The following is a 13,530-nucleotide window of genomic DNA, read 5'->3' on the forward strand; positions in this document are numbered from 1 at the left end:
GTCTCTTACCTCCGACTTATTTTCAAGACTGCACTATTCACTTTAAATAAAATCAAAAACAATTCCACCAGATTATATTTCAACAGTCTCTTCTGTATCAGCTGAAATTGATTCAAGGTTTTATAGTCAGGCCCCTGTAAGACGTCTTTTACCTGCTGCTGTCTGATCATTCTCCTCACACGGGCACATTTAATGCAGAACCTCTCGTGATTCTCCTCATGCATAAAATCGGTACGCATGCAGGTTCCCACTGTTACCATGACTCCCTTTGCAAACACTTCCTTGAATAATTCCGGCTTATGATATTTTTGAATAAATTCTTCCTGTTTTTTCAGAACAATCATAAATATCTTATATGCATCCTTCCGATATCTCTTTGACACAGATTCTAAATTGTATCTGTAGTAATACAGCGGTCTGTCAAAATATGAGATTTTTTCAGCCTGCTCAAACAGATTCAGATAAAAGATAATATCCTGTGATCTCACCAGCTCCGGCTCGAAGCGTATCCCCGTCTTTTTCAGAAACGCATGATTGATCAGCTTACACCACGTACCGCCCATCATGTTTTCTGGGGGCTGGAAGGAAAAGCCGGGGTGTGAACGGACCATAGTCTTCAACTCTGCCTCATTTTTTAACTGGTCGTTAAGGCGCTCGATATCATGAGCAAAAAACTGGTTTCTGGCGGTCACCTGATCCGGCTTTACTGCATAATTTGTAAAGATCAGAATCTCACATCTGATCTCCTCTGCCTTTTTCAATATTTCTTCACACATACTGAGTTCACACCAGTCATCCGCATCCACAAAAGTGATCCATTCTCCGGCTGCCGCCTTAAGAGCTGTATTCCTCGCTACAGCTACCCCCTGGTTATTCTGGTGAATCACCTGGATCCGATGGTCCTTTTCGGCATACTCATCGCAGACCGCTCCCGATGCATCCGTAGATCCGTCATCAACCATGATAATCTCGATCTCTTCCAATGTCTGAGCCATCAAACTCTCGATACATTTCCGGAGGTACTCCTCTTTGATATTGTACACCGGAACAATAACCGATATTTTCGGTATACTACTCACTTGGTTCTCCATCTCTGCCCTCATATTTCAAATATACTTGTTTTAAACTTTCCAATGAATCCAGATAATGCTCCAGCATAAAGATCATTTTCTCTCTTCTTCCTGGCATGGAATAATCAGTTGATGCATCCTCCAGATGCAGGACCACGATATCCGGATCATAAGCCATTACTTTTCCATTTTCCATCATGTGTTTATAAAGGAATTCTTCCTCCCAGAACAGAAAAGTACTCTCATCCAATCCATCAAAGGAGTGCATATACTCCTGCGAAAAGACGAGAAAACATCCGTGCAGCTTCACTTGTTGTGTACGGCTGTAAAAATCCTTGCTCTTCTTTTTATAATTGACCAGTATTCCTTTGAATGCCGCCAGCTTATAATAAAGGGAGGCGTAACGATATCTGTATCTTTTCAGATCTTTCTTATAATGACGTATCTTTCGGTCAATATCCTCGATCTCCTTAAATTCACTCTTTAAAGGATTACAATCACAGGTTCCGTCTTTGGTCAGGATCATAGGCCCCATCACGGCAAAATGACTCTTCTCATACTCCCGGGCGGTCTTCTCCAGAAAAGACTTTTCCATAAGAAATACATCATTATTCATCAGCACGATATAATCTGGATTCCATGTTTTCCTTGCATACCGGAATCCCACATTATTCCCCTTGGCAAATCCCAGATTCTCCTCATTGATCAGTACAGTTACGTCACCGCGGTCCAGATAGAAAGCTTTCAGTTCTTCCCCGCTTCCATTGCCTGAAGCGTTGTCTACTATCACAATATGATACTGGTTTGTATCGATATTCTCCGTAATGTACTCGACACTTTTCATTGTCACATCTATTGCCATATAATGTAAAATCACAAATACTACGTCCACTTTTTACCCCTCTTGATGCGTCATATCATAAATCATCCGTTCATACATCTTAACCAGGCTAACCTCTGGCTCCCACCCTAGAGAACGCATCTTTGCGCCGCTAAGCTTCATCTTCACTGCCGGAGCGTATCCGAATGCAAGCGTGGATTCAGGGATCTCAAATCTGACTGAGATCTCTCCACCTGCAATCTTTTCTGCCACCAGAGCCGCCATATGGCGTATCTGCATATGCGTCTCCTCATTTACTATATTGTAAGCTTCTCCGTTCTCTCCTTTATATCCCAAGAGGATCAATGCCTTTATCACATCGCGTGTGTAGCAATAATTCCCCTCGGAGGTTCCTTCTGTATGAAGAACGATATCTTCACGGTTCACTGCACTTTTTGCAAACTGCACATAGACCCGGTTATCACTCGGAAGCACTCCTGCTCCAAATGTCTGGGCAAGTCTGGCCGTCCTGACCGGTACTTTATATTCCGAAGCATATGCCGTACACAGGCACTCACAAATTCTCTTGCCTTCTGAATAGCTGCTTCTTACACTTCCGATGTCGATATAGCCCAGATTCTCCTCCTTAACAAATTCCAGATCCGGATCGGGGATCCCATAAACCTCCATAGAAGACACATACACAAGTCCCCGAACTTTCTTATCCCGGGCAAGCTCCAGGATATTCTTTGTTCCCTGATAGGCAGTTTCAATGGTGCAGACCGGATGCTCCACCATCAGTTTTGATGTCGTAATACTAGCAGTATGAAACATATAGTCGATCGGTCCTCCATACTGTACCGGATCAATGATATCTCCTATATAGAGCTCCAGTTCTTCTCTTTTCAGCAATTCGCCATAGACTGACTCTGCTTTATCCCGGCTTCTCACGGCTGCGATCACATGGATATTTAAGTTTCTTTTCCTGTTGCAGCATAAAAAACTTTTAACCAAGGAGGATCCGATCAGACCTGTGGCGCCTGTCACAAAGATACTTGCATTCCTGTACTTTTCGAAATCAAGGCTGCTTTGTGCGATCAAATCCAGGTCTTCCTGTTGTTTTGAGTTCTTCAAGCATTCTTCCATATTCTTCGTCCTGCTCCTTTTCCTTCTAATGTTTCTGTTTCAATATTCTCAAAAATTTATTGATATACTGATGTAGATATGGATCTTTGATCAATAGCAGAATCCCAAAGTATCCACACATGCTGACTGCTACTGTGATGACCAGTTCCACAGTCTGGCTTAGTGAAAACTGATGGACAAACAAGCGTGCCCCAAAAAACCAGATACTTGCAGTCAAATAGACCGGCATCCGATGAAACAAGGGGCCGATCTTTAACAGATCCTTTGCATACTTTGCAAGTACCAGAAAAACCACCAGCTCCGAGCAAAGCGTTGCAATGGCCGCACCGGTGACCCCAACCGTCGGAATCAGCACCGCATTCGCAAACAGATTAAAGACTGCCCCGCTGGCCGTGGAGATCAAAACCTCCCTATCTTTCTTATAAGGTGTACAGATCTGGTAGGCAAACACTCTGTTGACTGCCCCCACCAGTACCTTTGCAGAAAGGATCTTTGCCGCCATTGTACCCGCCAGGAACTCAGCACCACTGAACAAAAGGATCAAAATATCGCTGGTACAGATCATTCCGACCGCTGCAGGTACCGATATCATAAGAAGAATATCCATGGAGGACTTCATCAGCCTCTCATATTCTTTCTTCAGCCCGTTTCCTATATAATAGGAAACTCTGGGCAGGATAGTCGAGGAAATGGTTCCAATCAGCGTACTGACTACCAGATTGATCTTTACCGCTGCCGTATACACACCTACTGCAGAATCTCCCCTCATTGCTCCAAGCATAGTCGTATCCATAGTCATATAGATGCTGGATGCAAGGCTTGTACCAAAGATTAAAAAAATTGGCTTGAAATGCTTTTTATATTCATAAACATGATGTTTCCGCCAGTCTACAAACTTCCGTGAATGCCACAGATTCAGAACTGCCGATCCACCGGATGAGATCACGGTCAATGCAGCATACCAATAGTAGTCCTCTTTGCTCCTTACGAGCAGAAACAACAGAACCAGCGATAATATCTGAAAAAGAATCGCCCTCTTCGTAATATAGGTATACTCTTCCTTGATAACAAAAAGCCATTCCATCCCGATGGTCGTGAACACAATCCCCGCACTTGAGATGACCAGCAAGGTCTTATACCCTGTCAATACAGGCATCTTTAAAAAAATGATCAGAAGTGCATATGAGACGACCGTAGTAAACAGATTAATATTTAGAATCTCTTTTGCAAACTTATTGAACTTTTCCCTATCATCCCTGATCCTGGCTCCCTCCCGGACTGCATATGTGTTGATCCCAAGAGAGGCGATCAGGGAAAAATAGGAAATAATAGAGGCGGCATAGCTTACCTTACCTATGCCGACCGTCCCCAGCACCCGGGATGCATAGGGAAAGGTGATCAACGGGAACAGTACGCTCATCAGCGTCTTGATCCCATTCGTAATAAGATTAACAGTAATCGATTTTTGACGCATATTTTGCCTCCAAACAGACCGCCACTGGCTGATATCTGCTCCGATCATAATTATTTTTCTTCCCCAAAATCAATCTCATAAGGCCTGTGATTGATCCGTTTATCCTCTGGCGGCAGCTGCATATAGTCTCCGAAGATCCTGGTCAGAAGCTGATCCGTATTCTTCGGAATATACACAAAGAAATCCATAAAAGGCATCTTCTTCAATGGATATACATCACTCTTTTTCATTGCATTCAACCACGGCTTCGGTGTCTCAAATGCACAATAACACTCTGTCTTCTGCTTATTATACCGCTGGGACTCCTTCTGGAATCTTCGATACACTTTAAGCGGAGTAATATGCAGGATCCGTAATCCCAAACGTACCATGCTGCAGATCAACTCGGCGGCCTTCTTTTTGAATCCGGTGTAAGGAATAAAAGGGATTCCCTTTCCGCTTAAGTATAACAGACGGCCCAGGAACCATGTCATAAAAAACTGCCGTTTCCTTGCCAGACACCCGTCAGCCAGATGGTCATATATAAAAATATCAATGTTGATCCCCGGAGTATAGTCACAGTTCTTCACATCCCTGGATACAAACTTAGTTCCCTTTTTCTGAAAATGTGTTACCGTACAGGCATAATTCAGGTTGGTCTCACAGGTTAGGAACTCATACTTTTCTCCCAGTTCCTCCTTTGCTGCCTTCACAAAACGCGGCAGATCTTCCCTGAAAATACCGATATCAATATCATCATCCCATGGAATGAATCCCTGATGGCGCACCACCCCGAGGGCACTGCCAAAAATAATGAAGACATCTATGACATGCTTTTCACATAAATCCAGAACATCTTTCAAAATTCCCGCCTGCGTCTTTTGTACCTTTGCTAACGTCTCCTGATCATAAAATTGTTCCATATAATACCACCATCTCCTAATATCCGAAAATCTGAGAGTTCTCTTCTGCTTCCACAATTGCCCGGAATGTATAATAATCCGAAGGGGTTGTTATTTTAATATTGTCCGGTTTTCCAACCACTGGATTCAAAGAATATCCAGCGACTGACATCATAGTGGCAGAGTCTATGATCGTATTGATCCCTTGATTTCTTGCTTCATCATGCGCTTTTAAAAGATCCCGGTAAACAAAGCTCTGAGGGGCGCGTACCACGCGGCATTTGTGTCTGTCAACACTTTCTACGATCTGCCCATTATCATCCACGAGCATGACTGTCTCTGTTGCAGGTACGACCGTCACGGCACATCCTTTTTCTTTCGCCACTTTGATATTTTCAGAGATCAGTTCTGCATCGATCAACGGTCTGACTCCATCATGTACCAATACGATAGAATTCTCATCGATATCACCTCTCATAGCATCCAGACCATGATAAATAGATTCCTGTCCTGTGCTTCCTCCGGGTGAGATCCACTTTACCTTTCGAATCTGATATTTATCAAGAAGCTTTTTCAGATACTCGATCCATTCATCAATGCATACAACAGAAATCCCATCTATCTCTGGATGATTCTCAAAATGCTCAAGTGTATATATGATAATTTCTTTTCCATGTAATTTCAAGAATTGTTTGGGAAGGGTTTTAGTATTCATCCTTGTCCCGGTCCCTCCTGCAAAAATCACCGCATAATTCATTTCATCTACTCCTAACATATTAAGAAAATACATTTTCACATCTGTAAAGTATAACACTATTTCAAGGTACAGGCAACTGCTGAATTTTAAGGATAAAATTAAAGATTATATTTTAAAATACTCAAAGTTTAAAAGCTTTAAATTTTAAAGACTGTGTTCTCAAACAAAACAGCGGGAAAATAAGTGTCCTGGCATCTCTAAATCCTTGATGTCTCCCACTTATTTTCCCGCTAGAAGTTATTTACGCTTTTCTTTTTTTATCTCCATTTTCCGGCATATACGGTGTCTGTCTTTTTACCGTATACGATTATCTGATCTGCCTCACCGGCCTGTATGGAATTCTTAAAATGATATTCGCTGCCTCTCCTTACACACAACGTGTCCATCCTATCTGCATCCCAGTCACCTACTATAATGACATCGGATGATTTTCCATAAGGGATGACAGCGTCTGCTGCACCATTAGACAGACTGTTCTTTACGTGATATGTATTTCCCCGACGGACGCATAAGGTATCTACTCCATCACCATCCCAATCACCTGTCAGAATAGAATCTGCCGATTTTCCATAAGCAACAACCCTGTCCGCTGCTCCGTCAGATAAGCTGTTTTTGATATAATAGGTATTCCCGCGGCGCACACATAAAGTATCTACTCCGTCACCATCCCAATCACCTACATACACCTCATCATTACGGCGTCCATAACTCACTACCTTATCAGCTTCTCCACTTGACAGACTGTTTTTGAAATAATAAGTATTACCACGGCGGACACACAGTGTGTCTACTCCGTCACCATCCCAGTCACCTACCAGAATAATATCATTCGAATTACCATAGTTTATGACCAGATCTGCCGGTCCATTTCCCAATGAATATTTAAAGTGATATTCGTTTCCTCTCCTTACAGCCAATGTGGCACCTGATTCCCCGTATCGTTTATTAGGATTCATCCAAAAGTTCACATCTACTCTTCCATTGATTCCATCTACTGTCCCCTCTGATGTAGCCTGCCAGATATCATATTCCCCATCGTAATCACAGGTAACATTATACTGCGCAACCCACTTAGACCATGACGGATTTTGAAATTTCGGGCTGGTAAGCTGTGTATTCCACCAGTTTAGATTTGCATAGATTCCGACATCATACCCCTGTACTGAGACTGTATTACAAAATGTCTCTGCCATCTGTCCTTTTATTTCCGGCTTCACATCTTTCGTTGAGTCATCTTCCATATCAAAATAAACGGGATAGGTAGGATTATGCCCATTGAGCAGCCGCAGTACATGCTCTGCCTCACTTTTTGCCATCTTTACATTCGTTGCATAGGAATAAATATAAACACCGTACGGAATACCGAGCCGTTCACACTCCGATACATTATATGCCCAGTACTTATCATCCTGGCTTGCATAGTCATTGCCGTATCCGCACTGTATGATCGCAAAGTCTATTCCATCTGCCTTTACTTTTTCCCAGTCAATTTTCCCCTGCGCATAACTGACGTCAATCCCTTTTTCTAATGCCCCCTCGATCGGTTCGCCTGCACTGTTCATATAAACACCATTTACCTTCTCCCATGCATGCGGATAAGAGCCTGCTCTCGATCTATACTGAGGTGTCATCAACATTTCACCATCCCGGAAACGCCAGCTGTTGGCTTTTAGTCCCTGTTGTTCTGAAAGTACATCTTCTTCCGCGGTTCCACCGGTCTCCTCGTCAGGCGGTGTACTTTCCATACCGTCTACGGTATCCTGTGTCTGTCCATTGTCTGTATTTTCTCCTGTCTGCCCTGTCTCTGTACCTTCGTTCGCTGCCTGCTTACTATCTGCCTGCTCCTGATCTGATGTATCGTTTATCTCTGTATCCGTGTTCGGCTGTCCATTTTCCTCTGTTGTCCCCTCTGGCTGATTTACATCTCCAGCTTCCTCTGCCGCTTTGGTAGTTTCCACTGGAGGTAATTCCTCTGCTTTGACAGGCATGGGCACTGCCAGGCATCCTATCAACATGCAAACTCCTAAAACTGATGCGGTTAGTCTTCTCTTGTTCTTCTTCAATCGTGTCATCCTTTCTGTCATATCTCAATCAGACTCTCCTTAAAAGGGCTTTTTAACGCTGGGAAGCTATTGGCCCTATACTCTAATTTTTTTACTTCCATGTTCCTGCATAAGTAATATCATTTTTTCTGCCATATACAACAACAGAATCTGCTTCGCCACCATCGATACTGTTCTTTATATAGTAGGTATTTCCACGTCTTACGCATAAGGTATCTGCTTCATCACCATCCCAGTCTCCTACCAGCACATTATCCGCAGATCTGCCATACGGAATCGTAGCATCCGCTTCTCCGCTCTGGAGATTATTCTTGAAATAGTAATAATTGCCGCGGCGCACGCATAAGGTATCTGTTCCATTCTTATCCCAGTCTCCTACCAACACATTATCTGCTGACCTGCCATATGGAATAGTCACATCCGCTTCCCCGTCTGCAATACTGTTTTTTATGTAATATGTATTTCCGCGCCGCACACATAAGGTATCCTTACCGTCTCCATTCCAATCTCCAACAAGTACCTGGTCATTCCTTCTTCCATAATAAACAACAGCATCGGCTTCTCCTGCTTCTAAACTGTTTTTAAAGTAGTATACATTTCCTCTCCGTACACATAAGGTATCTACTCCGTCACCATCCCAGTCTCCGATCAAAACCTCGTCGCTCGCTTTACCATATGGAATTGTAAGGTCAGCCTCACCATCAGACAGGCTGTATTTGAAATAATAGGTATTGCCTCTCCTGACCGCCAGTGTATCTGCATTAGGTATCTCCTGTGCTGAATTATCAGAAGGCTTTGGTGCCGCAAAATCCTTCCCTCCGGCTGCCAGAGTTACATAATCTTTGCTCGCATATAAGTACATGGACTGGAACCTGTATGTTCCCGATTTTGGATGAATAGCAGTCCTTTCACTGTTCAGCACCGGATCACTCTGGATCTTATAAAACCCGTTCTCTTCACCCAAAAGGAGAAATGCCTGCGTAGTCTGTTTTCCTGTGGAAAAGATTTTTGTTGAAGAGGCACTGCTTTCTTTCCTTATATTCATATCAGTGTGGTCGATTCCATTAATATCTTTCACACCGATCGTATACTTATTTCTGTCTGTACCATCTGCATCTAATATCCATGCACAGGCAGCAGCCTTTTCCCCCCAATATGGATCAGATGCATATTTTACATTTATTCCGCTTGCCTTATTACCAAAATAGCCACCATAATAATTACTATTATTAGGATTTAAGTACCTCTTAGACATCCAGCTTTCTGCAAAACTCCGTACGCACGCATTTGGGTCAGAGTATTTATCAGCATTTGCCCCCGGAGAACTATCGATAGCATTTAATCCAAAAAGATTATTATTCTGCAAAGCGATCTGGCTTTTTCCCCAGGCACTTTCATTTGCAGCCAATCCTGCCATCAGCAGTGCATTGACGCCATATGTATTCTGATTGGATACTAAACTGTCCCCAAGATTTCTCATTTTAGAATAATTCTCAGTTTTTGCATTAATCAGGCTTGTCAGACGTGACGCTGAGTATGTGGTCGTGCTGCGCATCGGCAGATACTGATAATAATTATAGTACGGTGCCGTCGGGTTGATGGAACGTTTTCTGGTATTATTCCTGTAATCATCCAGCATCACAGAGTAATCCGTATAAAAATAATGTCCGTCATAGCTGTAATATGTTGTTCCAGTGGACATATATGACTGGCGCAGACCTACATTCAGTAAACTTGATATATTGGAATTTAAGTTTGAGCTGACCTTATGGTATAAATAAGTACCATTTGTATAATAGCTGCTGATATTCATTTTGTCACTTTTATTTACTACCTGCACCTCTGATTCCTTTACTTCTCCTATTACACCGCTGATCATAAACCTGACCATACCGCCCTGAGTTCCTAAATATGCGGCATCAGCAGCTACCGTGCCATTCAGATACCCCGCTTCTTTTGTTCCATATTCCTGGTATTCCATCACTTTATTGCCATCTACAGGAGTCCCATCCTTCTTTGCACGCAGATTCACGATCTTATCGCTCACTGCACGTGATCTGTATTCTACGGAATCCACAACCGGAGACACATCATCCGTAATATAAAATATATTACCGTCTTCATCCATACATTGGATTTCTACCGGAGTATACTGTGCATTCTGCTCCTCCGTATTTTCCTCTGCCTCAGGTTCTTTCTCCTGCTGCTCTTCTCCCGGTGTTTCGCTTTCCGGATTCGATGCCTCCTGTGACGGAGGAGTCTGTTGATTCTCAACTGTATCAGCCGCCTCATTGGAGTTATTTGTGTCATCAGCTTTGTCTTGCGTATCCCCTGACTCTCCGTTTGTATTTCCCGCATCCGGAATCGAATTTTCTGTTGTATTCCCTACTGTCTGCTGTTCTTCTGTCTGCCCAGCAGTATTACTTATTTCTTCCGCATATGTCTCTACACCTAATGACGAAAACATTCCAAAACTCAGGCAGACACACAACCCTATGGCTAAAAGTCGTTTTTTCATTTACTCACCCTTTTCATTACCCTTTCTTTAATTACACATTTGTTACATTACCTATCACTAATCTTTTGTTACTCATTCAAAAATGAAGTTGCATTTACTACATATACATACTCTGCGTTGTTCCGTTTTCCGGCTCCATCAACATTAAAGTACTCCTTCTGCAGGAAAATATGAAGTTCCCTCTTTTGATTCCAGAGAGAAAGATCAAAGTTTGGTTCCCACTCTTCCAATGTAGAGTCTGTAATATCGATCATCTTCTCTGTGAAAATCTCCGTATCCTGCACCCGCAGTTTCGCGATAGAAGCTTTCCCGCCTCTCTCATCATCCCTGAAAAGCACATAAATCTTTGCATCATCACCAATCCCATCTACCAGAATCTGAGGTCTGCCGCATGGAAGCTGCCTGGTTCCCACTCCTGTCAGATCAAAATCAGTTGTCCGAATGTCCGTGTTATATATGATCCATTTTGTTCCTGTGAATCGTATGATATTGTATTGGACCACACCGTTCACACGCCAATAGGAAATGATATATGGTTTGTTTTCCCCATCCACTGACATGGAGGTCTGATTGATCAGTGAACTGTTCCTTGGAATCTCACAGATTACCTCCGCAGTGGATTCTGTGATCGGTAACTTCTTTGCCTTACCGGCTGAATCTACAAAAGCTGTTCCCCCTGCATCCGTTGACACTGCATATGACATGTTATAGTTTGTGACAACATTACCTGTCTCCCTCCATACCCAGGAGATATGCAGTCTGCCTGCGGCATCAACACACGCCTGCCAATACGGTGAAATCCTGCCTTCACCTGAGATGAGATTATCCTGTACACGCTGCCATGTACCTGATGCTGTAATGTATCTGTTTAATACGATATTGCCATTCCCTGAACTGCCATTTCTATATAAGAAAAACATATCTCCTGACGGCTGCACATAAAACTCCGGATATGTTACCCGGTCCTCAAGCGTTCCGATCATCTGCATCTTAGTCATGTTCATAGAGCCGGAAGATGCGGACCTGGCATATAACAATCTGCCCGAATGTTCACTCCACGCAATATGGAGATATCCCGCACCGTCAACAGCAAGAGAGATCACATTATGGGCATCTGTAAAACTGCCTTTATAACCTGTCCACTGATATTCCCACGGCTCTTCATTCACCCGTTTAGCCAGCACAATTGTACCATAGAAATCGTAATATGCAGAATATTGTATCTCATTCCCCGCTCCATCCACATATGTGGTCACTGCGCTCTTCCTGAATGATGCCGCATTTACACTGTTTCCTGCGTAAGCTTGTGTCAGCTGACTATAGGTAAACCCATGCGACTGATTAAACTTTAGATTCTGTGCCTCTGGAACTTCAACTTTATTACCTGTTATCCACTTACCTGAATAAGTGATATCATTAGACTTTCCATAAAAAACGGTCTGGTCGGCCACTCCATTTTGTATACTGTTCTTTATATAGTAGGTGTTCCCTCTGCGGACGCATAGTGTATCCTTTCCATCGCCGTCCCAGTCTCCCACCAAAACCTTGTCCGTCCTTCTTCCATAGGCAATTTCGGCGTCTGCTTTTCCACTGCTTATGCTGTTTTTCAAATAATAAATATTTCCACGGCGTACACTAAGCGTATCTAGTCCGTCCCCGTCCCAATCGCCGATCAGTACATCATCTGCTTTTCTGCCATAGTAAACTTCATGATCCGCTTTTCCACCAGATATACTATTTTTAAAGTAGTATGTATTTCCTCTTCTAACACAAAGTGTATCACGACCGTCTCCATCCCAGTCGCCCACTAAAACTTTATCACCTGAACGCCCATAATTTACAACTGAATCTGCTTCACCGCCTGACATACTGTTCTTAAAATAATATGCATTTCCACGTCTGACACAAAGTGTATCCAGACCATCTCCGTCCCAGTCCCCTATCAAGACTGTATCATTTTTTCTGCCATATGCGATTACTTTATCTGCCGGACCATTACCTAATGTGTTTTTAAAGTAATATGTGTTGCCTCTTCGTACTGCTAAAGTATCCGGATGTTTTTCTATTTCACATGATAAAAGGCCCTTTTCAAACTTTTGGCGTATATACCCATCATCTGCCGTCTGTTCTTCCATCGGAGCACCGATTGCTGCCAGCCCGCCGCTTGTAAGAAATGTATTCAACATAGGAAGCTCGATTCGGAATGTACCATACTGTGATGTAACAACCAGACCTTTCTCATATTCATAAAAGGCCGTATTAGTATTCTTTATCTGTCCTTGACCAACAAGCCTGCCGAAATCCGTTTGAATATCTTTCTGACTCACATAAGAATCAAGCTTTTTCTTCGCTGCTGCTTCTATCCCCACGATATCCAGCCCCGAAGAGATAGCTGCGAACTGGTCATGATCACTTTTCAATGTTGCCGGGGTGATTCCTCTTCCTCTTCCCCAGATGACATAGTCTTTTTGATCTTCCTCTGTATCAGCTTGTTCTTCTCCTTGCTGTTCCTCTTTTGCCTCTTCCGCTTTTGGCTCTTCCGACTGTTGTGATTCAGATTGTGATTCTTCTATCGGAGGTTCAGCCTCTGGTTCCCCTGCCTGTTGTCCCGTCTCATCCCCATGCGGTGGATTTTCATTCTCCTGCATTTCCTGCTTTGGATCCTGTACATCCTCCTGCCCAGTTTCTGACTCTTCATAGGTTTCTTGACTATTATCTGGTTCTTCCGCATAAGTGACATTAGAAACACTGATTAGAAGAGCAGTTAAGAGATAAGCCCCTTTTTTCCATTTCATATCTTA

The 13,530-nt window shown here is 43.1% G+C and carries 9 protein-coding genes; all 9 read right to left on the reverse strand.

What is annotated here, in order from left to right; all coding sequences use genetic code 11:
* Nucleotides 1–5: 5 nt before the first annotated feature.
* The gene (locus AC4OGX_RS13495; RefSeq protein WP_493331103.1) at nt 6–1,091 is read right to left on the reverse strand and encodes a glycosyltransferase; all 1,086 of its coding nucleotides are present in this window, start codon (nt 1,089–1,091) and stop codon (nt 6–8) included.
* The gene (locus AC4OGX_RS13500; protein ID WP_493331104.1) at nt 1,072–1,962 is read right to left on the reverse strand and encodes a glycosyltransferase family 2 protein; all 891 of its coding nucleotides are present in this window, start codon (nt 1,960–1,962) and stop codon (nt 1,072–1,074) included. Before AC4OGX_RS13500 ends, AC4OGX_RS13495 begins: the two co-directional genes overlap by 20 nt.
* A gap of 3 nt (nt 1,963–1,965) precedes the next feature.
* Nucleotides 1,966–3,036: an NAD-dependent epimerase/dehydratase family protein gene (locus AC4OGX_RS13505; protein WP_493331105.1), complete on the reverse strand. Its 1,071-nt coding sequence runs from the start codon at nt 3,034–3,036 to the stop codon at nt 1,966–1,968.
* A 25-nt stretch (nt 3,037–3,061) separates the two neighbouring features.
* Nucleotides 3,062–4,510, reverse strand: a complete 1,449-nt coding sequence (locus AC4OGX_RS13510) for a flippase (protein ID WP_493331106.1) — start codon at nt 4,508–4,510, stop codon at nt 3,062–3,064.
* Between the two features lie 50 nt (nt 4,511–4,560).
* Nucleotides 4,561–5,412 (reverse strand): LicD family protein, encoded by an 852-nt coding sequence (locus AC4OGX_RS13515; protein WP_493331107.1) that lies wholly within the window; start codon nt 5,410–5,412, stop codon nt 4,561–4,563.
* 16 nt (nt 5,413–5,428) lie between these two features.
* Nucleotides 5,429–6,148, reverse strand: coding sequence for a 2-C-methyl-D-erythritol 4-phosphate cytidylyltransferase (ispD, locus tag AC4OGX_RS13520; RefSeq protein ID WP_493331108.1), 720 nt, complete (start codon nt 6,146–6,148; stop codon nt 5,429–5,431).
* 257 nt (nt 6,149–6,405) lie between these two features.
* A complete protein-coding gene (locus AC4OGX_RS13525) occupies nt 6,406–8,163 on the reverse strand; it encodes a glycoside hydrolase family 25 protein (RefSeq protein ID WP_493331109.1) in 1,758 nt (585 codons plus the stop codon).
* 139 nt (nt 8,164–8,302) lie between these two features.
* Nucleotides 8,303–10,729 carry a glucosaminidase domain-containing protein gene (locus AC4OGX_RS13530; RefSeq protein ID WP_493331110.1) on the reverse strand — a complete coding sequence of 809 codons (2,427 nt, stop codon included), beginning with the start codon at nt 10,727–10,729 and terminating at the stop codon, nt 8,303–8,305.
* Between the two features lie 68 nt (nt 10,730–10,797).
* Complete coding sequence (locus AC4OGX_RS13535) at nt 10,798–13,524, reverse strand: BNR repeat-containing protein (protein WP_493331111.1); 2,727 nt, start codon at nt 13,522–13,524, stop codon at nt 10,798–10,800.
* Nucleotides 13,525–13,530 lie beyond the last annotated feature (6 nt).

It is taken from the genome of Faecalicatena sp. (genome assembly GCF_058819085.1).

What these genes read in the sequence shown, in the direction of transcription:
- AC4OGX_RS13495 (WP_493331103.1), bottom strand. Translation starts at nt 1,091, where the DNA reads ATGGAGAACCAAGTGAGTAGTATACCGAAAATATCGGTTATTGTTCCG.
- AC4OGX_RS13505 (WP_493331105.1), bottom strand. Translation starts at nt 3,036, where the DNA reads ATGGAAGAATGCTTGAAGAACTCAAAACAACAGGAAGACCTGGATTTG.
- AC4OGX_RS13510 (WP_493331106.1), bottom strand. Translation starts at nt 4,510, where the DNA reads ATGCGTCAAAAATCGATTACTGTTAATCTTATTACGAATGGGATCAAG.
- AC4OGX_RS13515 (WP_493331107.1), bottom strand. Translation starts at nt 5,412, where the DNA reads ATGGAACAATTTTATGATCAGGAGACGTTAGCAAAGGTACAAAAGACG.
- ispD (WP_493331108.1), bottom strand. Translation starts at nt 6,148, where the DNA reads ATGAATTATGCGGTGATTTTTGCAGGAGGGACCGGGACAAGGATGAAT.
- AC4OGX_RS13525 (WP_493331109.1), bottom strand. Translation starts at nt 8,163, where the DNA reads ATGTTGATAGGATGCCTGGCAGTGCCCATGCCTGTCAAAGCAGAGGAA.
- AC4OGX_RS13530 (WP_493331110.1), bottom strand. Translation starts at nt 10,729, where the DNA reads ATGAAAAAACGACTTTTAGCCATAGGGTTGTGTGTCTGCCTGAGTTTT.
- AC4OGX_RS13535 (WP_493331111.1), bottom strand. Translation starts at nt 13,524, where the DNA reads ATGAAATGGAAAAAAGGGGCTTATCTCTTAACTGCTCTTCTAATCAGT.